Origin of the sequence: Tolumonas auensis DSM 9187 (assembly GCF_000023065.1) — a bacterium.
GTDB classification, from domain to species: domain Bacteria; phylum Pseudomonadota; class Gammaproteobacteria; order Enterobacterales; family Aeromonadaceae; genus Tolumonas; species Tolumonas auensis.
On sequence record NC_012691.1, the window covers coordinates 2281616 to 2303867 of the forward strand.

Consider the following 22252-nt stretch of genomic DNA (forward strand, 5'->3'; position numbering starts at 1 on the left):
GGTTTTAAGCACCGGTATCTGGATTTTCATCGTTGTCATTGGTAATAATCCGGGATGCCAGCACCTTGTCGATGCGCATACCATCCATATCAACAACCTCCAGTTTCCAGCCATCCACTTCCAGAATATCGCCGGTAGCCGGAACACGTCCCAGCAATAACATCACCAGACCGCTCAACGTATGGTAACGATTGCGTTCTTCCTCCGGTAAACGCGCCAGTTGCAGGCAATCTTTTAACTCCATTACCGGGATCAGACCGTCCAGCAGCCAGGAACCATCCTCACGCTGTACGGCCCAGGCATCGTCATTATCTTCCTGATAAAACTCGCCGGTCAGAGATTCAAGCACATCCTGTACGGTGACTATGCCCTGTAACTCACTGTATTCATCAACCACAAATGCCATATGTGAACCCGATGCGCGGAAATGCTCCAGCAGCTCCATCCCACTCAACGTTTCGGGTACATAACTGCATGGCTGACATAGCGCTTCAAAATCCAGATCCAAACCTTGTACTGTCTGCGCCATGATCTGACGGGCACTGATCACACCGATCAGATCATTCAGACCACCGCGACAAACCGGAAAAGTAGAGTGTTCAGAACCTGACATTCTCAGTAAATTCACTTCCAGCGAATCCTGCAAATCAACAAACACAATATCTGCCCGCGGCACCATCAGTGAGGCAACAGCGCGATCATCCAGACGAAATACATTACGCACCATTTCATGTTCATTGCGCTCAATGGCACCGGATTCAGAACCTTCAGCCAGCATGGCATGAATTTCCTCTTCAGTGACACTGGCACCGTTATTCTGCTTAACGCCCATCAGACGGATCAGTCCGTGCGTAGATGCAGATAAGAGTAAAACAAACGGCCGCGTGATTAATGCCAGTAGTTGCATCGGGCGGGAAACCAGACAAGCGATATTTTCAGCGCTCAATTGACCCAGTCGTTTGGGAACCAACTCCCCGATGACAATAGAGGTATAGGTCACCACGACAACAACAATGACTGTTGCCGTCACACTGCTGGTCGCAGCCGATAATCCGAAATGTTGCAGCCAGACAGATAATGGCTGAGCCAGAATAGCTTCCCCAAAAATCCCGTTCAGAATACCAATAGACGTGATACCGATCTGCACTGTTGATAAGAAATTGGTTGGGTCTTCTGCCAGTTTAAGTGCTGTTTTAGCACCTTTATCACCCTCAGCGGCCTGCTTGGCTAAACGCGCCTTGCGGGCGGTGACAATGGCAATCTCTGACATAGCAAAGACACCGTTCAATACAATCAGACCAATCAGTATAAAAAATTCCATAACCGCCAAATCAATAACATATGTAAATATGATGTTAGCCGATCTCCCTCCAACCTGCTATCACCAGTTAACCAGTGAAAAAATGCATTTCGTCGAAAATATCAGCAAACAAACCACAAAATGCTAAAATTTGGCTTTCACATCTAGACGCGGCCCCGGATTTCATTATAATCCCGCCTCGTTGAATACGTGTGCCGGCTTAGCTCAGTTGGTAGAGCAACTGACTTGTAATCAGTAGGTCATCAGTTCGATTCCGATAGCCGGCACCATTCAACCCAAGCCCAGATAGCTCAGTCGGTAGAGCAGCGGATTGAAAATCCGCGTGTCCGTGGTTCGATTCCGCGTCTGGGCACCATCATTCTGAAGCCTCGCAGCAATGCGGGGCTTTGTTGTTTTTATCCCCCGTAAATCTCATGGTTTTGATTTTGACTCCGGCAGTAAAATCGTTATACTGCGCCGGTCATTGGGGAGTAGCCTCCTTTAGGGTTTGCATCAACAGACTTGACCCTCACGGTCATGGTGCAAACAGTGATTCGTCATTAAAACGGATACACCTGGCAAGACCTTTGACCATACCCTGTGCGGCCGGACAGGTGTGTGGTCAATGGAAGTTTTCCGGCCATGGAGTATCAAGTGTCTGCTTTTATCATTTCCACCGGTATCGTGGCTCTGGCTGAGATTGGCGATAAAACCCAGTTGTTAGCATTTATTCTTGCCGCCAAATTCAAAAAACCTGTTCCTATTATTCTGGGAATTCTGATTGCCACCCTGGCCAATCATGGTTTTGCCGGTGCAATCGGTGCCTGGTTAACCTCGCTGGCTGATTCTGAAACAATGGGACTGATTCTGGGTGTGTCATTCATAGCTATGGCAATATGGACACTGATCCCCGATAAATTTGACGAAGCAGATGCCAAACTGGCTCATTTCGGTATATTTTGCACAACCCTGGTTGCATTTTTTATCGCTGAAATGGGTGATAAGACACAGGTAGCGACTGTTGCGCTGGCAGCAAAATATCAGGCATTGCTCCCTGTGGTTGCAGGAACAACGTTCGGGATGATGTTAGCCAATGTACCGGCCGTCTTACTCGGCAAAAAAATCGCCAACAGAATTCCGGTCAGATTAGTGCATGGTATCGCAGCCTCAATTTTTGCCGTCCTTGGGGTAGCCACATTATTGGCAACAATGAAGCCGGAACTGTTCAGCTTTCTTGCTTTCAATTAACCAGCCAATGATCCAGCCGGAATTATTCCGGACGAATCACCATGTCATTTTCAGATGCTGCAACAGACCTGCAGCATCTGTCAGTGCGTGCTGCTGCCATTTTCCCAGCTTTTTCCGCCACGGTTCCGGTAGCATTAATTCCTGCTGAAACTGACTTTCCAGCAGATAATAATCATGAAGCACTCCCAGTCGTTGCTGTAACTGAATCAGCGCGGGTAAACGACGACACTGCTTCTCTGTCAGCACCGGCGCAAAGCCTTCCCCCCAGTAACGGAGTCGTTTTACCTGTAGCCGTAATGAATGCCAGTCAGTGACCGGGGATGTCACCAGCAAATCTGCTGTTGCAATCAGTACTCGCTTTTCCAGCTTGCGCATCTGTGCCCTTGCCGCAGACTGCAATACGTTTTTGCGTTTATTGCTGAGCTTTTTACTCCACTCCCGCTCTACCTGTGACAAGATTTCCGACAAATAAATTTCCTGCAACCCGACGAGTAATTTTGCCCGTGAAGCCGTCAATTTATTCGCTAAAAACAAAACCTGCGTTTCACCAGTTTCCGTTTCCGTACGCAACGACTCTGCCAGTCCGAGCGCAACTTCAAGATCACGATCTGCCCCCGTTAATTTTGCGGCTCCCCCCAATTGCTCCCGCTGTTTCCTCAGTACACGACTACGCGGAAACAGCCCCAGCAATACCCGCTGACTACGCAAGCTGATCCGTAAATCATGCAATGCTTCAGGATCATCGGAATCAACCAGACGTACCAGCGCCTGCGCGGCATTGTCAGACAGTTCTGAGAAATGAGATGAAAGTGCCCGGCTGAACGATCCGCCTACTTTTCTATCCTTGCTTTTCTTCATCACCGAAAAATTCCCGGATGCTGCGTTCTTTCTTGTTGTTCAAGTATCGTTCAAATCCGGAACTCTATATGGAAAATGCGTGTTCCTGCGTAATGAGAGGTGCATCACACTGCAAATTTGATGGTACAAAAATCCAGTTTATGTGTTTTATTTCCGATTTTTTCCCTTTCCGGATCTCCCGATAATGGCGCTGCTTAATGGGGAACCGCGATATCAGTACATGGACGTTACTGAATCGCATCATTCAGGAACATCGGGGACAAACCGTCACCGGGAACTATTGGGAATCACTATGATTACTAACCTCATCAATGAAAAACTGATATGCCTCGATTTGCAGGCAACCACCAAGGACGCCGTATTTCGTGAAATGATCGATCTGCTGGCGGTTCAGGGGAAAGTCAGTGATAAACTGCTGTTTTTACAAGACGTGCAGGCACGTGAAGCCATTGGCAATACCGGTTTCGAAGACGGTGTCGCGTTACCTCATGCTAAGAGTTCTGCCGTTTCAGAACCTGCAGTTGTAGTCGGGATCAGCCGCAAAGGCATTGAATACGGTGCTGAAGATGGCAAACCATCGAAACTGTTTTTCATGATTGCCTCACCTGCTGGTGGTGCTGATCATCACATCACCGTATTGGCTGAACTCTCCTCCAAACTGATTGAACCGGGCTTTTTTGATGCCATCATGGCAGCAAAATCCAGTCGTGATGCGCTGGCACTGTTAACAGCAAAAGCAGCACCGGTAGCCGAACCAATGGGTGAAAGCAAAGGCTTTCTGATTGGCGTCACCGGCTGTCCGACCGGTATTGCGCATACCTATCTGGCGGCGGAAGCTCTGGAAAAGGCCGCGAAAGAATTAGGGTACAAAATTAAAGTTGAAACCAACGGTTCCATCGGTGTGAAGAACGCACCTACCGCAGAAGAAATCGCTCGGGCTGATGCGATTATCGTCGGCAGTGACAAGCAGGTCGATATGCACCGCTTTGCCGGCAAGAAAGTCATTAAAACCGGTGTTAAAGCACCGATTAAAGATGCCAAAGGCTTAATCAGACAGGCATTGACCGCAGCACCTTATCAGCCGCAGGGAAATGCGACACCGGCCGAGGGTTCCAAATCCAGCCAGGCCCGCTCCAATCTCTATCGTTTCCTGATGAACGGTGTGTCACATATGATCCCGTTTGTTGTCACCGGGGGTCTGTTGATTGCGTTGTCACTGGCAATCGGCGGTGATCCGACACCAGGTGGCATGGCTATCCCTGAAGGCAGTATGTGGAATTCTGTGCTGAACGTTGGCGTCGTTGCGTTCAAGCTGATGATCCCGATTCTGGCCGGTTATATTGCTTACGCGATTGGTGATCGCCCTGCCCTTGCCCCTGGTTTTATCGGTGGCTGGATTGCCAATGACGGCTCGTTCTACGGTGCCACTGCCGGAACCGGCTTTATCGGGGCGATTGTGGCCGGTCTGTTGGTAGGCTATTTCGTCCGTTGGATTGCAACCCGGGACTACAACAAATTGTTGCGTCCACTGGTACCTATCCTGATTGCACCACTGTCCGGCACCTTGTTTATCGCTGCGATTTTTATCTTCATCATCGGTGCACCCATTGCGGGTCTGATGACCGGAATGACCAACATGCTGGTTTCCATGAGTGGTGGCAGCCTGGTGTTGCTGGGCATCGTGATTGGCGGTATGGCGGGCTTTGATATGGGTGGTCCGGTCAACAAAGTCGCCTTCCTGTTCTCTGTCGGCATGATCGCATCTGGTCAGACACAGTTTATGGGGGCAATGGCCTGTGCTATCCCGGTTGCTCCGCTGGGTATGGGTCTGGCTACCTTCCTGGGTCGTAAAATGGATCTGTTTGACAAAGACGAAATCGAAGCCGGTAAAGCGGCCGGTGCCATGGGTCTGGTTGGTATTTCTGAAGGCGCTATCCCGTTTGCCGCACAGGATCCGCTGGCTGTTATTCCTGCCAACATGCTGGGCAGCATCGTTGCCGCAGTGATGGCGTTCGTATTCGGTGTGACCAACTCTGTCGCACACGGTGGTCCTATTGTGGCGCTGCTGGGTGCCATGAATAAACCGCTGCTGGCACTGGCTGCCATGGCAGCTGGCGCAATCACCACCGCAGTCGTTGCTATCACGCTGAAAAAAATCAAAGCCGCGAAAGCTACAGTAGCTAACGCAGCCTGATCGCTGAATATATAACTGATAAGCAATTGGTCTGACAGCCCCCCTGTCAGGCCAATTTTTTCATAAGGGTTTTATCTGATTTCTACCGGTAAACGCTTTGGCCCCCACGTTCCGGGCTGATTTTCAAATACACCGGCAATTTTTGCCCCGCAATGCTGGCAACAACCATCATGTATCGCCCAACTGCCCAGACGATAATAATCCCGTTCAATCACTAATTTCCCGCAGGACGGACACCAGGTACTGCCATCGGCCACATCATGCACATTCCCGACATAGACATAATGCAGACCATGCGCCTTGGCGATATCACGCGCCTGCAGCAGAGATGCCATTGAGGTAGACGGTTTATCCAGCATATGAAAATCCGGGTGGAATGCAGTGAAATGCAAAGGCACATCCGGCCCCAGTTCATCAGCAATCCAGCGGCACATGGCCTCTAACTCTTCTGCCGAATCATTTTCACCGGGGATCAACAAGGTCGTCAGTTCAAACCAGACTTTGGTTTCCTGTTTCAGATAACGCAGCGTATCCAGCACCGGTGCCAGATGCCCGCCACAAATCCGGTGATAAAACGACTCAGTGAACCCTTTGAGATCCACATTGGCTGCATCCATTCCGGCAAAAAAATCACGGCGTGGTTCGGGATTAATGTAGCCCGCCGTAACCGCGATGGTTTTGATATCACGCGCATGACAGGCAGCTGCCACATCCAGCGCATATTCCATAAAGATAACCGGATCGTTGTAGGTAAATGCCACTGAACGACAGCCCGTCTGTTCTGCCATTTTCGCCAGCTGTTCCGGTGTTGCCGATGCGCTCAGTGTTTCCATATGGCGGGATTTACTGATATCCCAGTTCTGACAGAACGCACAGGTCAGATTACATCCGGCAGTACCGAACGACAGTACCGGCGTGCCGGGCAGAAAATGATGCAACGGTTTTTTCTCAATAGGATCAATACAGAAACCACTGGAACGGCCATAACTGGTCAGAACAATCTCTCCGCCCTGCGCCATGCGGATGTAGCAAACGCCACGCTTACCCTCCCGCAGTTCACAAAATCGCGGACAAAGCGTACATAGCGTGTGATCATTATCCAGATGACGCCAGTATTTGGTCGAAACCGTATTGTCTGAATTATCCATACAACCTCCGCAGCAACACTATAATTATAGATGACATCTATCCATCAGGAGGTTGTATGCAGGTTATCCATCAGCCCGCTGTAGCGGATATGTTCTATCCGGCAGATCCGGACAGACTTCGGGACTGGATGCAGCATCATGTTAAAGCAGCCCCCGAAACCGGACGGAAACCACGGATGTTGATCCTTCCCCATGCCGGTTACCGTTTTTCCGGTGCTATTGCCGCACAGGGATACAGTCTGCTGCAGAAAGGAGATTTCAAGCGGGTGATTGTGCTCTGCCCGGCGCACCGGGTCTATCTGCAGGGCATCGCTGTTCCTGAGCACTGGGATGGCGAGGCAACACCTTTTGGTACTATTCCGCTCGATAAACCAGCGATAGCGTCATTACTGTCATTACCCGGCGTGATTGCCGCTACCGAAGCACACCGACAGGAACATGCCATAGAAGTTCAGCTACCATTTCTGCAGTATCAACTGGGCGACTTTAGTCTGATCCCGCTGGTGGTAGGCGATTGTCCGGCAGAAACAGTGAGCCACGCCATTGAACAAATTATGACCGATGATACGCTGATCATTGTCAGCAGCGACCTCAGTCACTATCTCAGCAAGGACATAGCCGAACTACAGGATGACTATACCATCCGGCAAATTCTGCAGTTCAGTGAAACCTTAACCGGCGATCAGGCCTGCGGTTGTTATGCCCTGAATGGTGCACTGCACTGGGCTCATCAGCAACAGCTGGATATTAAGTTACTGGCAAAATGTAACTCCGGCGATACATCGCATGACAAAGAACGGGTGGTGGGATATGCAGCTTTTGCCCTCTATTGAGTTAAATGAACGCCGGGCAATGCTGACGCTGGCGCGCAATGCCATTAAGGCACACTGGATGCCGGACACAGACACAGAAACAGCAGCAATCCTGCCGCATGGTGAGTTGAAATCAGGCTGTTTTGTTACCTTGCATAAACACGGCGAACTCCGCGGTTGTATTGGCACTCTGGAGCAGGATATGCCACTGCAGCAATCTATCCCGTATTTTGCCCGGGCCGCTGCCTTTCAGGATCCCCGTTTCCCACCACTGACAGCAGCTGAACTCGCGGATTGCATCATCAGCATTTCAGTACTCAGTGAAAGAGAACCTTTGCCGGCCACCAGTCGGGAAGAGTTAATGGCGGCACTGGTGCCATTTACTGATGGGTTATGGCTGAGCGATGGCTATCACCGGGCTACTTTTTTACCTGCTGTCTGGCGTCAGTTACCGGATAAAAAAGAATTCCTGCACCATTTGTTACTGAAAGGTGGCTGGCCACCCCAAAACTGGCCGGCACAGATGAAGGCATGGCGTTACCACAGCATTGAATTTATTGAGCCAGATGGTGAATTAGCACTGGAATAAGTATAAAAAAAACAGCGCCGAAGGGCGCTGTTTTCTATTCGTCTCTATCAGCAATAACCATGTGACATCAGTTGCTGATACCGTTTTCTCAACAATTCATCTGTATGCAATGAATTTAATTCATTCAGATCGGTCAGAATGCGTTGTTTCAGCAGATTGGCCATCTCATCCACATTACGGTGTGCACCACCCAGCGGTTCCGGCACAATGCTGTCGATCAATTTCAGTTCTTTCAGGCGAGCAGCTGTAATCCCCATAGCTTCAGCAGCTACGTTGGCTTTATCCGCACTCTTCCAAAGAATAGAGGCGCAACCTTCCGGTGAGATCACCGAATAGGTGGAATATTGCAGCATATTCACGCGATCACCGACGCCGATTGCCAGTGCACCACCTGAACCACCTTCACCGATCACAGTACAAATAACCGGTACTTTCAGGCTCGACATCACCTTAAGATTACGGGCAATCGCTTCTGACTGACCACGTTCTTCTGCGCCGACCCCCGGATATGCACCCGGCGTATCAATGAAGGTAAGGATTGGCATTTTAAAACGTTCAGCCATCTGCATCAGACGCAATGCTTTACGATAGCCTTCTGGTCTTGGCATACCAAAATTACGTCTGATTTTTTCCTGTGTGTCGCGGCCTTTCTGGTGACCAATCACCATTACCGGCTGACCATCCAGACGAGCTGTACCGCCGACAATCGCTTTATCATCAGCGAAAGCCCGATCACCAGCCATCTCATCAAAATCAGTAAACATGCGTGCAATATAGTCCTCGGTATAAGGACGTTGCGGATGACGAGCCAGCTGAGAAATCTGCCATGCGCCCAGATCAGAAAACAACTTTCTGGTCAGCTCTTCATTCTTCTTTTCCAGATGTTTGATTTCATCTGTCAGATCCACACTGCTGCCAACATGCTCACTAACATGTTTCAGTTCTTCGATTTGCGCCAACAGTTCAGCAATAGGTTGTTCAAATTCCAGAAAATTCATATTCATAATTGTACCCGAAATCGCTACTCAAATATCAGTTCTACGCCTTGCTTGCCCAAATGGGTTCGCAGCTCGTTCAGTAGTTGATCGGTTGGCGTTACCCGCCATTCGGTCCCCAACGTCAGCTGCCCCTGCACACCCGTTCTGCGGTAGCAGATATGCACAGGACAAATCCCTGCACGATGAGGCGTTAATATGCCGGCAAGATTTTGCATAAAACGATCTGCCGTTTCAGATTGCGTCACTTTTACCCGCAATCCCCGTGCGTGACGACCACGCGCATCTTCAATGTCCAATACTTCGCGGGCCGACATTTTAATGCCACCCGCATACTCGTCAAAGCTGATTTGACCCGTAACCACTAAAATACGGTCTTTTTGCAGCAACGACTCATATCTTTCCAGTGCTTCACTGAACAAAGTAATGTCTAAACGCCCGGAACGGTCATCTAATGTCAGAATTCCCATCTTGGTACCACGCTTGGTTACCATGATACGGGCATTCAGAACCAGACCCGCCGCTACCGCTGGTTTATCCCGTTCGGTCGGCTGTAAATCGCATAAACGGCCGGAAGTATAATGCTTTAGCTCCGCCAAGTATTGATTTATCGGATGGCCCGTTAAATATAAACCGAGAGTTTCACGTTCGCCATCAAGCCATTTCTGATCAGACCACTCAGGCACATCGGCAAAGGTCGGCGTGGGTAGTACGCCGTCATCAGCAAACAGATCACCGAACAGATCATTTTGTCCGAGAGCGGCATCTTTCGCTTTTTGTTCTGCCGCTTTCATCGCCTCTTCCAGCGATGCCATTAATGCAGCACGATGCGGACCTAACCGGTCCAGGGCACCGGCATATATCAGCTTTTCCATGACCCGTTTGTTCAGGCGTTTAATATCGACCCGGTTACAAAAATCAAACAGATCGCGGAAAGGCCCACCTTCGTTCCGTGCAGCAATAATTGCTTCAACCGGACCTTCACCAACCCCTTTTACCGCGCCGATACCATAAACCACTTCGCCGCGTTCATTCACCGTGAAGCGATATTGTCCGGTATTCACATCAGGCGGGATCAGCTTCAGTCCCATCCGCTGGCATTCATCAACCAGTGTTACGATCTTGTCGGTGTTATCCATATCAGCAGTCATTACTGCTGCCATGAATTCTGCCGGGAAGTGTGTTTTCAGCCATAACGTCTGGTATGAAACCAAAGCATAGGCAGCGGAATGCGATTTGTTAAACCCGTATCCGGCGAATTTTTCCACCAGATCGAAGATATGCATCGCCAGTTCGCCGTCGACACCATTGCTGACCGCTCCGGATTCAAAACCGGAACGCTGTTTCGCCATCTCTTCCGGTTTTTTCTTACCCATCGCGCGACGCAACATGTCCGCGCCACCCAGCGTATAGCCAGCCAGCGTCTGGGCGATCTGCATAACCTGTTCCTGATACAGGATGATGCCGTAGGTAGGCTCCAGAATAGGCTGCAGTGAGTCATGCTGCCACTGAATATCCGGATAGGAAATCGCTTCACGGCCGTGTTTACGGTCAATGAAGTTGTCTACCATGCCGGATTGCAATGGGCCGGGGCGGAACAGGGCCACCAAAGCGATCATGTCTTCAAAACAGTCCGGCTGCAGGCGCTTGATCAGGTCTTTCATCCCCCGCGATTCCAGCTGGAATACGGCGGTGGTTTCTGAATTTTTCAGGATCTTAAACGAAGTCGGATCATCCAGCGGAATCGCGGCGATATCGACCGGTGGTTTACCTTCTGTTTTCAGACGCGGATTGATCATATCCAGCGCCCATTTAATGATGGTCAATGTCCGCAAACCGAGGAAGTCAAACTTCACCAGGCCAGCATATTCCACATCATTTTTATCAAACTGAGTAACCGGCTGTAAGCCCTGATCGTCGCAATATAACGGTGCAAAATCCGTGATTTTCGTCGGAGCGATAACCACGCCACCGGCATGTTTACCCGCGTTACGGGTTACCCCTTCCAGTTTGCGCGCCATATCAATCAGCGCTTTGACTTCTTCATCCTGTTCGTATAACTCAACCAGCTTCGGTTCAACATCGAATGCTTTAGCCAGTGTCATACCCGGATCTGGCGGAATTAATTTGGATATCCGATCAACGAAACCATACGGATGACCCAGCACACGCCCCACATCACGAACGACCGCTTTCGCAGCCATCGTACCGAAAGTAATGATCTGCGATACCGCTTCACGACCATACATCTGCGCAACATGATCAATGACTTCGTCACGGCGATCCATACAGAAATCGACGTCAAAGTCAGGCATAGAGACACGTTCCGGATTCAGGAAACGTTCGAACAGCAGATCCAGCGCCAATGGGTCCAAATCGGTGATTTTCAGTGCATAAGCGACCAGACTCCCCGCACCCGAACCACGTCCGGGGCCTACCGGGATATCGTTATCCTTTGACCACTGGATAAACTCCATCACGATCAGGAAGTAACCGGGAAATCCCATCTGGTTAATAACTTTAAGCTCAATATCCAGACGTTCGTCATAAGCTATCCGCTTTTCCGCCCGTTCAGCCGGATCAGGAAAGAGAAACGCCAGACGCTCTTCCAGCCCCTCTTTCGACTTCATAACCAGAAAATCTTCCGTGGTCATGTCGCCAGTGGGGAATTGCGGCAGAAAATACTCGCCCAGACGAACTGTCACATTACAGCGTTTGGCGATTTCCACGCTGTTAGCCAGCGCCTCAGGAATATCCTTAAACAGCTCACACATTTCATCCTGTGTGCGCATATATTGTTGATTACTGTAACGTTTAGGGCGACGGGCATCATCCAGCGTGTAACCATCATGGATAGCTACGCGGATTTCATGCGCGTCAAAATCATCTTTATTCAGGAAAACGACATCATTGGTGGCAACAACCGGCAGATCCTGCTGTATCGCCAACTCAACAGCCATATGCAGATAGGTTTCTTCGTCCAGCCGGCCGGTACGGATTAACTCAAGATAAAAGCGCTCCGGAAAATGCTGCTGGTAAAACGCGGTGCAACGTTCCACCATCGCCTGATTACCCTTCAGCAGGAATTTACCGATATCACCATCCCGGCCACCGGATAACAAAATTACGCCAGTCGCATGTTCGGCCAGCCAGGCTTTATCAATAACAGCCCGCCCCTGAATATGTCCGCGAAGAAACCCTTTTGATATCAGCTGAATAAGATTTTGCTGGCCCTCATTATTCATGGCCAACCCAATCAGATGAAACAGTTCATCGCCAAGCTCTTCACTCTGTACCCAGAAATCAACGCCGATAATGGGTTTAATGCCTTTGCTGTGAGCATCACCATAAAAACGCACTAACCCGCTCTGATTCATCTGGTCAGTAATGGCCATTGCCACCATATTATTTTCGGCCGCACGCGCGACCAGTGGCTTGATCTTTTGCAGACCATCCAGCATCGAAAAATCAGAATGGATATGAAGATGAACAAAGCGAGGTTCGGCCATGATGTTTCCTGTTCAGTCTAGGCCCAGAGCCAGTTTAACCGGTTTAAAACTGCGGCGGTGTATCGCTAATGCGCCATGCTCTGCTAATGCAGCCAGATGTTGTGCGGTCGGATAACCTTTATGCTGAGCAAAACCATATTGCGGATATAGCTGATCCAGCTCCGCCATTTCACGGTCACGTGTCACTTTCGCCAGAATAGAAGCCGCACTGATTTCAGCAACCAGACTATCGCCTTTCACTACTGCCTGAGAAGGCATAGAAAGAGCCGGACAACGGTTACCGTCAATCAACACAAATTCCGGCTGCACAGACAAACCGGCAACCGCGCGTTGCATCGCTTTCATGGTCGCCTGCAGTATATTGAATTGATCAATTTCGGCAGCAGAACAACGTCCGATAGCAAATGCCAGCACATTCTCGCGGATAATATCAAACAGTGCTTCGCGCTTTTTTTCAGAGAGTTTTTTGGAATCGTTCAGACCCGTAATTGGCCGGGCAGGATCCAGAATAACAGCAGCTGTCACCACATCCCCGATCAGAGGACCACGACCAACTTCATCCACACCAGCGATTAACTGGTATGGAGGATAGATAAATGAGTTCATATATTGCCTTGTAATACGTCAATAACGGCTTGTGCAGCCTGTTTATCCGCATCACACCGGATCAATTGATGCAGACGGATAAATTCATCAAGCAGCGCCTGATTATCCTGTTGCAGATAATTGCTGACAGCGGCTGTCAGTTTCTCCGGTATACAATCAGATTGGATCAATTCCGGCACCAAAGTTCGGCCAGACAGTAGATTTGGCAGCGAAAAAGTACGGATTTTTACTAACTTCTGACCTAGCCAGAATGTAAATGGTTTCACTTTATAAGCAACAACCATCGGTCTTTTTACCAGCATCGCTTCAAGCGTGGCAGTACCGGATGCCAGCAAAATAACATCTGCAGATGTCATCACCGCCCGGGCCTGACCATCAACCAGTGTCATAGCCAAATCCGGCGCAATTTGCTGCTTGATCGCTTCAAATTGTTCTCTCCGACGCGGATTAACCAGCGGAACGACAAACTGTAAATCAGGGTATTGCTGGTGCAGTAACTGGCAAGTCTGTAAAAACGGCGGCGTCAGCATTTCCACCTCTGCACCACGACTACCGGGCAACACAGCCAGTACCGGTGCATCAGCTTTCAATCCAAGCTGATTTTTAGCTGGTAAAGCAGGAGAATGCAGCGGAATAGCATCGGCCATAGTATGGCCAACAAACCGGCATGGCGCATTATGCTGATCGTAGAACGCTTTTTCGAACGGCAAAAAAGCCAGCACCATATCCGTGGCTGCTTTGATTTTATGAATCCGGCTCTGCCGCCATGCCCATACAGACGGGCTGACATAATGAATCGTTTTAATACCGGCCTGTTTAAGTTTCAGCTCAACACCGATATTAAAATCAGGCGCATCCACCCCGATAAATATATCCGGCGGATTTTCTTTGAAATAACGGATTATATGACGGCGAACCTGCAGCAGCCGGGGCAAGCGACCAAGCACTTCAACCAGTCCCATGACCGAAAGTTCTTCCATTTCAAATAGTGTCTCTATCCCCAGTTCCTGCATACGCGGACCGGCAATACCGACAAATTCACAATCAGGATGGATTTGCTTGAGATGACGCATCAGACCTGCAGCCAGAATGTCACCGGAGACCTCTCCGGCAACAATTCCAATACGCAGCGGCCGCTTGGCAGCGGATAAATCAGGGACGAATGATGCCACGCTCATTCTTTTTCAGGAATTCAACGAACAGTGCAACAGCCGGTTCGTCCTGCGCCATGGTTTCCAGCACAGGCATCACTTCATCGATAGTCTTGCCACTACGATAAAGTTCTTTATAAGCACGTTTCACTGCAGAAATGGCTTCCGCAGAGAAACCACGGCGACGCAAACCTTCGCTGTTAATACCGAACGGAGTGGCATAATGACCTGCGGCCATGACATATGGCGGCACATCTTTATTCAGCGCAGCCATACCAGCAATGAAAGCATGGGAGCCAACGCGGCCAAACTGGTGAATAGCAGCCAGACCACCGAAAATAACCCAGTCACCAATATGCACATGACCAGCCAGTGTCGCATTATTGGCAAAAATACAGTCGTCACCAATCATACAATCGTGAGCAACATGCACATTCACCATAAACAAATTACGGCTGCCAACCTTGGTCAGGCTCTGATCCTGAACCGTACCACGATGGAACGTGCAGTGTTCACGGATCACATTCGCATCACCGATTTCCAGGAAAGTCCGCTCACCGGCGTATTTCTTGTCCTGACAATCTTCACCAATGGATGAGAACTGAAAAATTTTGTTATTACGGCCAATTTTGGTTGGCCCTTTAATTAACACATGAGAACCAACCCATGTGCCTTCTCCGATCTCAACTTCATCTTCAACACAAGTAAAGGCACCAATTTCTACATTTGCACCAATAACTGCATTCGGATGAATAATCGCGGAGGGATGAATTTTAGCGCTAGGATCGATCACAGGCATTCTCTCAACGTTTGGCGCACATGAGTTCTGCAGAACAAACGAGTTCACCATCTACTGTAGCGACACCGGTAAACTTGGCGATACCACGGCGTTCTTTCAGATATTCAACATCCAGTACCAGTTGATCTCCCGGTACAACAGGACGTTTAAAACGCGCATTATCGATAGAAGCAAAATAATACAGTTCACCCGGATTAGGCTTACCAACCATGCGGAATGCCAGGATGCCGGTTGCCTGTGCCATTGCTTCCAGAATCAGGACTCCCGGGAACACTGGTCGTTCAGGAAAATGTCCCTGAAAGAAAGGCTCATTAAAAGAAACATTTTTTATTGCACGCAACACTTTACGTTCTTCTGACATTTCATAATGAACGACACGATCCACCATCAAAAAAGGGTAACGGTGAGGCAGCAGCTGTAAAATATCTTGAATATCAAGCTGATTGAGTTCGTTGTTCAAACCAGGATCCTTTTACTTTTGTTCTTGCTTATCGAGCAATTTCTCAATATTAGACAGACGCTTATACATATCATCGATATGCAGTGTACGCGCTGCGGTTTTTCGCCATTCTTTATTGGTTTGAGCCGGTATGCCGGAAGAGTATAACCCTGGTTCCGTAATGGAACGCATGACCATGGCCATACCAGTGACCGTAACCTGATCACAAATTTCAATATGACCATTAAAGACGGAAGCTCCGCCTATGATACAATATTTGCCTATCTTGGTACTACCAGCAAATGTAGCTGCGCCAGCAATAGCTGTGCCATAGCCAATCTCAACGTTATGCGCGATCTGGCATAAATTGTCGATAATGACATTATCAGCGATGCGAGTGTCATCAATCGCACCGCGATCGATACAGGTATTTGACCCAATCTCTACACGGTTACCAATCACCACACCACCCAGTTGCGGAATTTTGATCCACTCACCACGTTCATTGGCGTAGCCAAAACCATCGGCACCGATCACTGTACCGGACTGAACCAGACAATCATCACCAATCCGTACATTATGATAAATGGTTACGTTAGCCCACAGTTTGCTTCTGGCACCTAACTTGCTGTTTTTACCAACGAAACAACCAGCACCTATAATTGCACCATCACCCAGAACAACCCCGGTTTCAATTACTGCATTCGCGCCAACAGCAACGCCCTGCCCCAGTTGCACATCATCCGCAATAACCGCTGAAGGATGAATATTAACAGCTGGTGCAGGCGTGCTATCCAGCAACTGCGCCACACGGGCAAACGCGATATAAGGGTCTTTTACCACCAGAGCATTAGTCTGACACATAGCTAAATCTGCAGCTCTGAGCAGAACAGCACTCGCCTGGGTTGTTGCCAGATATTGCTGATATTTACTATCAGATAAAAAGCCAATTTCCCCGGCCTGTGCCGTTTCCAGATTAGCAATACGCTGGATAATCACATCAGCATCGCCGTGCAGCTCAGCACCTAAATGCTGAGCGAGTTGTCCCAGGGTGATGGTCATTACTTAGTTGCCTTTACTAACTTGCTGGATCACTTGAGTTGTAATATCGCTTTCATCGTTGGTATATAACACTGCCTGACGATTCAACACCATCTCATAGCCTTCTGATTTCGCGATACTGTCAACAGCGGTCTTGATTTTTTCGATTACGTTTTTCTGTTCTTCACTAAAACGACGGCGCTGATCTTCCTGCAGAGCCTGAGCTTTCACATTAAACTCAGCCTGAAGTTCTGACAATCTGCGCTGTGATTTAGTACGCTCAGCTGCACTCATAAAAGATTCATCTTTTTTCAGCTTGGCAGCCAGTGTCTGTCCTTCTGTTTCCATGCGTTGCATTTCACGAACGCGGGAATCAAATTCGCTTTTCAGCTTGCTTTCAATCGCTTTGCGCTGTGGAATTTCCTGTAAAACCTTACCGATATCCACTACTGCAATATCGGCATCAGCAGCTTGTACTGATGCAACAGAACCCAAAGACATCATAGCAACAGATAAAGCAGCAACACGCATCATGGTTTTCACTTATATAACTCCTGTTTGACGCGATCAGAATGTGCGTCCGATATTAAAGTTAAACACTTCAGTTTGATCACCCGACATTTTCTTGATTGGCTGAGCAAACGAGAACACCAATGGCCCCATTGGTGACAGCCATTGCAAAGAAATACCTACAGACATGCGAATATTAGAAGGGCTTGCATAGTCATAATAACGGTCACAAGCATAACCACAGGTATACAGACTATCATCGAAAGTCGTATCCCAGACTGTACCTACGTCATAGAAGAATGTGGTACGCAATTGACCGCGATAGGTATCACTGACAAACGGCGTAGGCACAATCAATTCAGCAGAAGCAACAGCCAGTGCGTTACCACCAACAGTTTTACTTTCCGGATAAACCATAGGTCCGCTGATATCAGAACGGTCTAGCTGTAACGCTCTTGGACCAACTGCATTCGAGCGGAAACCACGCATCCATTGACTGCCACCGGCATAGTAATTTTCAAAGAATGGCAGCACCTGATCGTAGCCATCTTTCTGGCCATAACCATTACCATAGGCCGTTTTAAATCGGCCTGCTACGACCCAGAAATGATCACGATCAAACGGATAATAGTGCGCATCTTCGAAGCTGATTTTATAGAACTGTAGATCAGAACCCGGAATGGTTATTTTACCAGATGCCTGCTGGCGGTTACCCTGAGTCGGGAATACCCCTTTGTTCAGGTTATTCCGTGTCCAGGTTAATGACACATCATAATCATCAAAGATTGCATGACCGTCGTCGGTTAAATCGATTGAGTTGATGTACCAGAATTTATTAATCTGCGCATAGTTGGTGGTCTTAGACAGTTTGTTATGCTCATAACCTAAGCCATATTCCAGATTATTCAGTTCATCCAGCGGATACCCCAGCGAAACACGGGCACCAACAGTCTCATTGTCATAATCAACCAGGTTGGCATCACCGGCTGTAAATTTGTTGTAATAAACTTTACCGCCCAGACTCACGCCATCCACCGTGAAATACGGATCGGTAAAACTTAACTCGACGTTTCTACTGTATTTGTTGGTTTCAAAGTTAATGGCACCTTTATTCCCGGAACCAAAGAAGTTGTCCTGCTGAATACCAGCCTGGAAACTCATCCCTGATTCTGTACCGTACCCGATACCACCATTGATTGAACCGACAGAGCGTTCTTTGACATCCACATCCAGATCAGCCTGATCTTCCCGACCGGCAACACGGTGCGGCTGCACATCTACTTTTTCAAAATAGCCGAGTTTGTCCAGACGCGCTTTTGAACTTTCAATCTTGTCGCCTGACAACCATGCACCTTCCATCTGACGCATTTCACGACGCAAGACTTCGTCTTTGGTGATCTGGTTACCCGTGAAATTAATACGACGAACATACACACGCGGACCTGGCTCAACATTGATATTCAGGTCAACCTGTTTGGTTTCATCGTTCATTGATGGATAAGTTGTCACCTTAGGATAAGCATAACCAAACCGACCCAGATATTTTGACAGCACTTCTTCGGTATGAGTAACATCTGCAGCTGAATACATAGCCCCTTTTTCCAATGGAATAAGGTTTCGCATTTCAGCGCCATGTCCCTCAAAATTGCCTTTCAGATCGATATTGTTGATTGTGTATTGTTCACCTTCATGAATATTCAGAGTGACATACAATCCTTTACGATCAGGCGTCATGGATACCTGCGTGGAATTAACTTTAAACTTGGCATAACCCCGGTTCATATAATAAGAACGCAGCGTTTCGATATCCGCTTCCAGTTTTTGCTTTTGATATTTTTGATCAGCCATGAAATTCCACCATGGCACATCATCACGTAACGATAACTGGGCAATCAGTTTTTCTTCTGGGAATTTGGTGTTACCAACAATGTTGATCTGCTGGATCTTGGCGGATACGCCTTCGATAAATTTGAATTTCAGATTAACGCGGTTACGCGGTAATGGTGTGACGACAGCCTGGACTTTGGCGGAATATTTACCTACGCCGTAATAGAAGTCTTCCAGTGATTTTTCCAGGCTACGTAGCATGGTTCGATCTAATGCTTCACCCACACGGACACCACTGGATTCCAGCGTCTGTTTCAGCTGCTCTTCTTTGATATCTTTATTGCCATCAAATTCAATCTGGCTGATTGTTGGGCGTTCTTTCACCTGAACAACCAGTGCATCACCGTCGCGCAATAATTTTACATCATCAAAGTTACCAGATGAGTAAAGACGCTTAACAGCATTCGCACTGGTATTACTATCCAGTTTATCACCCACCCGAACGGGTAGACTCAGCAACGCTGCACCCAGAGTGACACGTTGCAAACCTTCAATACGAATGTCTTTTACGATAAAGGCGTCAGCCGCCTGAGCCTGTCCAATCAAACTGCACGCCAGCAGGCATGATGCAGTTAAAACTTTTTTAAACGCCATGTTGTATTGAGATCCTTGTCTATCCGTTAGAAACGGGTGAAATCATTGAACAACGCAATAGCCATCAAACACATCAATAAGGCTGCACCGATTCGGTATGCTATATCTTGTACCTTAGCGGGAACCGGACGACGTAACAGTGCTTCAATACCAAAAAACAGCAAGTGACCACCATCCAGCACAGGCAAAGGTAATAAATTCATGATACCAAGGTTAACACTGATTAGTCCCAGAAAACCCAGGAAATAAACCAAACCAAACCCTGCGCTATCACCAGCCCCTTTCGCTATCGATATTGGTCCGCTCAAATTATCTGCTGATATAGTCCCGGTGAGCAATTTCCCCACAACATCTAACGTCAGTTTAGTGACCTCTGCCGTACGTTTCAGCGCATGTGAAACAGCATCCAGCGGGCCATAACGTGTCTCGGTCAGATATTTTTCCGGTAATGGCTTAACCACCGGCATCAGACCAGCGAATCCGACAACCCTATCCTTGGTCTCTTTGCGTGCCGGAGTTAATGTAACAGATATCGTTTGGCTATCACGTGATACCTGCAGCTGTAACGGAATTTCCGGTGATTGCTGGATAATCCGGGCAAACTGCTGCCAGTCTGTGACCGGACGTTCATCAACAGAGAGAATCTTATCGCCTGCTTTGAGACCCGCCTTTTCGCCCGCACCACCCGGTGTTAATTTTGCCACTTCAGGCAAAATCTCTGGCCCAAGCGGACTGAACCCCAGTATGCGGAATGGCAACGGTTCATCCGGGCTAAGTTTCCAATCAGCCAGAGGTAAATGAATTTGTTGTTGTACCCCCGGTTCGGATTCTACGGTCAGCTTTATTTCTGCTTGTCCGGCTGCACCAACAAAGCCATAACTGACACCTTCCCAATCAGTCACCGCTTGCTGATTCACCTGCAGAATTTGCATACCGCTGCGTAATCCGGCCTGATAAGCAATCGATGTTGGCGATATTTCACCAATGACAGGTTTAACACCTGGCACACCAAGCAAGAAAACCAGCCAGAAAGCCACCACCGCGAAAACAAAGTTGGCAAGCGGACCTGCCGCTACAATTGCAGCACGTTTTGCAACCGATTGGTTATTGAATGCCTGAGCGCGCAGTTCATCGGGAACCGATTCAACGCGCTCATCCAGCATTTTCACATATCCGCCAAGCGGGATCAGCGAAAGAGAATATTCTGTGCCATCGCTGCCTTTTTTACTCCAGAGAACCTTTCCGAAGCCTAATGAAAACCGCAGAACTTTTACTCCGCAACGGCGGGCAACCCAGAAATGTCCCCACTCATGCACGGCGATCAAGATAATCAGCGCAATCAGAAACGAAGCTAAATTCCACAATCCGGCACTCATACAGCTAACCTCGTAATTTTCTGATGAGCCATTAGCCTGGCCTCGGCATCAATGGCAAGAATAGATTCCAAGTCATTGATATTAGCCTGCTTTAACTCTGAAAGCACATCCAAAACCACAGTATGTATCTGCGTAAAACCAATCTTGCCGCTTAAGAAGGCATCGACAGCAATTTCATTCGCGGCATTAAGCGCAGTGGTTGCGCCCTGTCCGGCCCAGCAAGCTTCTATCGCTAATTTAAGACAAGGATAACGCTCAAAATCAACAGGCAAAAACGAAAGTTCACCGACACGGGAGAAATCAAGGGGACTCACGCCCGACGCAACCCGCTCCGGGAAACCCAGTGCATGCGCTATGGGTGTCCGCATGTCAGGTTGTCCCATCTGGGCAAGCACAGAACCATCGCGGTACTGAACCATAGAATGGATCACTGATTGCGGATGAATGATGACCTGAATCTGCTCTTCTGTGGCATTAAACAGCCATTTGGCTTCAATAAACTCCAGACCTTTATTCATCATGGTCGCGGAATCAACTGAGATTTTACGTCCCATAGACCAGTTAGGATGAGCAACCGCCTGTTCAGGCGTTACTGAGCTCAACTGAGATAATGATGTATAACGGAATGGACCACCCGATCCGGTCAGCAGAATTTTATCGACGCCAGCAGCGGACAAATCACAATTACCCAAAGCAGACTGAGCTTCAGCAGGAAGGCACTGAAAAATAGCATTATGTTCGCTATCGACTGGCAGGATCCGGGCACTATAGTGATGCGCTGCATCCATAAACAAGCGGCCAGACATAACCAGCGCTTCTTTATTTGCAAGCAGGACAGTTTTACCCTTTTTGATTGCCGCCATGGCCGGTAATAAGCCAGCAGCACCGACTATTGCAGCCATAACGATATCAACTGATGAATGAGCTGCGACCTGGCACAATGCATCAGTACCAGTCAGTACTTCTGTTTTCAGTTTGTGGCCTGCCAATGCTTCTTTCAATGCGATTGCAGAGGCTTCATCAGCCATAACAGCATAGGAAGGATGAAACTCCAGACAATCTGACATCATCTGGGCAACACCCTGATTCGCCGTCAACGCGGTTACCGCAAACCGATCCGGATGTCGTCGTACGATATCCAGTGTACTGCGACCTATCGACCCAGTAGATCCGAGGATGGTCAGATACTGCATGCT

The 22252-nt window shown here is 48.6% G+C and carries 18 protein-coding genes, 2 tRNA genes and 1 riboswitch; of the genes, 6 read left to right on the forward strand and 14 right to left on the reverse strand.

All coding sequences use genetic code 11. From position 1 onward, the window contains the following. Positions 1-4 precede the first annotated feature (4 nt). Positions 5-1321, reverse strand: a complete 1317-nt coding sequence (locus tag TOLA_RS10610) for a hemolysin family protein (protein WP_015879155.1) — start codon at positions 1319-1321, stop codon at positions 5-7. Between the two features lie 193 nt (positions 1322-1514). On the opposite strand from TOLA_RS10610, the gene TOLA_RS10615 reads away from it, so the two are divergent. The 3 genes from TOLA_RS10615 (at position 1515) to TOLA_RS10625 (ending at position 2548) form a co-directional block, all read left to right on the forward strand. Further along, positions 1515-1590 (forward strand) — tRNA-Thr (locus TOLA_RS10615). Between the two features lie 10 nt (positions 1591-1600). Then, a tRNA-Phe gene (locus tag TOLA_RS10620) sits at positions 1601-1676 on the forward strand. A 98-nt stretch (positions 1677-1774) separates the two neighbouring features. Further along, positions 1775-1954, forward strand: a riboswitch (yybP-ykoY riboswitch). Next, the gene (locus TOLA_RS10625) at positions 1955-2548 is read left to right on the forward strand and encodes a TMEM165/GDT1 family protein (RefSeq protein WP_015879156.1); all 594 of its coding nucleotides are present in this window, start codon (positions 1955-1957) and stop codon (positions 2546-2548) included. It begins immediately after the preceding riboswitch. A 36-nt stretch (positions 2549-2584) separates the two neighbouring features. Here the strand turns inward: TOLA_RS10625 and TOLA_RS10630 are convergent, their stop codons facing one another. Beyond that, positions 2585-3406, reverse strand: a complete 822-nt coding sequence (locus TOLA_RS10630) for a CHAD domain-containing protein (RefSeq protein WP_015879157.1) — start codon at positions 3404-3406, stop codon at positions 2585-2587. 292 nt (positions 3407-3698) lie between these two features. Here TOLA_RS10630 and TOLA_RS10635 point away from each other — a divergent pair, with 292 nt between their 5' ends. After that, complete coding sequence (locus tag TOLA_RS10635) at positions 3699-5600, forward strand: PTS fructose transporter subunit IIABC (protein ID WP_015879158.1); 1902 nt, start codon at positions 3699-3701, stop codon at positions 5598-5600. Positions 5601-5671: 71 nt separating this feature from the next. Here TOLA_RS10635 and amrS read toward each other — a convergent pair whose 3' ends face one another. Continuing rightward, positions 5672-6748, reverse strand: coding sequence for an AmmeMemoRadiSam system radical SAM enzyme (amrS, locus tag TOLA_RS10640; protein WP_015879159.1), 1077 nt, complete (start codon positions 6746-6748; stop codon positions 5672-5674). Positions 6749-6804: 56 nt separating this feature from the next. On the opposite strand from amrS, the gene amrB reads away from it, so the two are divergent. Together amrB and amrA are read left to right on the forward strand one after the other, a co-directional pair. Next, entirely contained in the window at positions 6805-7581 is a 777-nt protein-coding gene (gene amrB, locus TOLA_RS10645; protein WP_015879160.1) for an AmmeMemoRadiSam system protein B, read from the forward strand. Continuing rightward, a complete protein-coding gene (amrA, locus tag TOLA_RS10650) occupies positions 7559-8149 on the forward strand; it encodes an AmmeMemoRadiSam system protein A (protein ID WP_015879161.1) in 591 nt (196 codons plus the stop codon). The genes amrB and amrA overlap by 23 nt, the downstream gene beginning before the upstream one ends. A gap of 47 nt (positions 8150-8196) precedes the next feature. Here amrA and accA read toward each other — a convergent pair whose 3' ends face one another. From accA to ispC, 11 genes are read right to left on the reverse strand one after another with little or no spacing between them, the layout of a single operon-like run. After that, positions 8197-9153, reverse strand: a complete 957-nt coding sequence (accA, locus tag TOLA_RS10655; protein WP_015879162.1) for an acetyl-CoA carboxylase carboxyl transferase subunit alpha — start codon at positions 9151-9153, stop codon at positions 8197-8199. 17 nt (positions 9154-9170) lie between these two features. Next, on the reverse strand, positions 9171-12653 hold the full coding sequence (gene dnaE, locus TOLA_RS10660) for a DNA polymerase III subunit alpha (RefSeq protein WP_015879163.1): 3483 nt from the start codon (positions 12651-12653) through the stop codon (positions 9171-9173). A 12-nt stretch (positions 12654-12665) separates the two neighbouring features. Beyond that, complete coding sequence (gene rnhB, locus TOLA_RS10665) at positions 12666-13259, reverse strand: ribonuclease HII (RefSeq protein ID WP_015879164.1); 594 nt, start codon at positions 13257-13259, stop codon at positions 12666-12668. Next, entirely contained in the window at positions 13256-14437 is a 1182-nt protein-coding gene (gene lpxB / locus TOLA_RS10670) for a lipid-A-disaccharide synthase (protein WP_015879165.1), read from the reverse strand. Before lpxB ends, rnhB begins: the two co-directional genes overlap by 4 nt. After that, positions 14412-15203, reverse strand: coding sequence for an acyl-ACP--UDP-N-acetylglucosamine O-acyltransferase (lpxA, locus tag TOLA_RS10675; RefSeq protein WP_015879166.1), 792 nt, complete (start codon positions 15201-15203; stop codon positions 14412-14414). Before lpxA ends, lpxB begins: the two co-directional genes overlap by 26 nt. A gap of 10 nt (positions 15204-15213) precedes the next feature. After that, positions 15214-15669 carry a 3-hydroxyacyl-ACP dehydratase FabZ gene (fabZ, locus tag TOLA_RS10680; protein ID WP_015879167.1) on the reverse strand — a complete coding sequence of 152 codons (456 nt, stop codon included), beginning with the start codon at positions 15667-15669 and terminating at the stop codon, positions 15214-15216. Between the two features lie 12 nt (positions 15670-15681). Continuing rightward, entirely contained in the window at positions 15682-16710 is a 1029-nt protein-coding gene (gene lpxD / locus TOLA_RS10685; RefSeq protein WP_015879168.1) for a UDP-3-O-(3-hydroxymyristoyl)glucosamine N-acyltransferase, read from the reverse strand. Positions 16711-16713: 3 nt separating this feature from the next. Further along, entirely contained in the window at positions 16714-17223 is a 510-nt protein-coding gene (locus TOLA_RS10690; protein WP_245534253.1) for an OmpH/Skp family outer membrane protein, read from the reverse strand. A 33-nt stretch (positions 17224-17256) separates the two neighbouring features. Next, complete coding sequence (gene bamA, locus TOLA_RS10695) at positions 17257-19680, reverse strand: outer membrane protein assembly factor BamA (protein ID WP_015879170.1); 2424 nt, start codon at positions 19678-19680, stop codon at positions 17257-17259. Between the two features lie 26 nt (positions 19681-19706). After that, positions 19707-21056, reverse strand: coding sequence for a sigma E protease regulator RseP (gene rseP, locus TOLA_RS10700; RefSeq protein WP_015879171.1), 1350 nt, complete (start codon positions 21054-21056; stop codon positions 19707-19709). Next, entirely contained in the window at positions 21053-22249 is a 1197-nt protein-coding gene (gene ispC, locus TOLA_RS10705) for a 1-deoxy-D-xylulose-5-phosphate reductoisomerase (protein ID WP_015879172.1), read from the reverse strand. Before ispC ends, rseP begins: the two co-directional genes overlap by 4 nt. Positions 22250-22252: the final 3 nt, after the last annotated feature.

Bases quoted from the DNA above. Each gene is read 5' to 3' on its own strand.
- dnaE (WP_015879163.1), bottom strand. From the start codon at position 12,653: ATGGCCGAACCTCGCTTTGTTCATCTTCATATCCATTCTGATTTTTCG.
- amrS (WP_015879159.1), bottom strand. From the start codon at position 6,748: ATGGATAATTCAGACAATACGGTTTCGACCAAATACTGGCGTCATCTG.
- TOLA_RS10690 (WP_245534253.1), bottom strand. From the start codon at position 17,223: ATGATGCGTGTTGCTGCTTTATCTGTTGCTATGATGTCTTTGGGTTCT.
- amrB (WP_015879160.1), top strand. From the start codon at position 6,805: ATGCAGGTTATCCATCAGCCCGCTGTAGCGGATATGTTCTATCCGGCA.
- amrA (WP_015879161.1), top strand. From the start codon at position 7,559: ATGCAGCTTTTGCCCTCTATTGAGTTAAATGAACGCCGGGCAATGCTG.
- lpxB (WP_015879165.1), bottom strand. From the start codon at position 14,437: ATGAGCGTGGCATCATTCGTCCCTGATTTATCCGCTGCCAAGCGGCCG.
- rseP (WP_015879171.1), bottom strand. From the start codon at position 21,056: ATGAGTGCCGGATTGTGGAATTTAGCTTCGTTTCTGATTGCGCTGATT.
- rnhB (WP_015879164.1), bottom strand. From the start codon at position 13,259: ATGAACTCATTTATCTATCCTCCATACCAGTTAATCGCTGGTGTGGAT.
- accA (WP_015879162.1), bottom strand. From the start codon at position 9,153: ATGAATATGAATTTTCTGGAATTTGAACAACCTATTGCTGAACTGTTG.
- TOLA_RS10630 (WP_015879157.1), bottom strand. From the start codon at position 3,406: ATGAAGAAAAGCAAGGATAGAAAAGTAGGCGGATCGTTCAGCCGGGCA.
- TOLA_RS10610 (WP_015879155.1), bottom strand. From the start codon at position 1,321: ATGGAATTTTTTATACTGATTGGTCTGATTGTATTGAACGGTGTCTTT.
- lpxD (WP_015879168.1), bottom strand. From the start codon at position 16,710: ATGACCATCACCCTGGGACAACTCGCTCAGCATTTAGGTGCTGAGCTG.
- bamA (WP_015879170.1), bottom strand. From the start codon at position 19,680: ATGGCGTTTAAAAAAGTTTTAACTGCATCATGCCTGCTGGCGTGCAGT.
- ispC (WP_015879172.1), bottom strand. From the start codon at position 22,249: ATGCAGTATCTGACCATCCTCGGATCTACTGGGTCGATAGGTCGCAGT.
- TOLA_RS10635 (WP_015879158.1), top strand. From the start codon at position 3,699: ATGATTACTAACCTCATCAATGAAAAACTGATATGCCTCGATTTGCAG.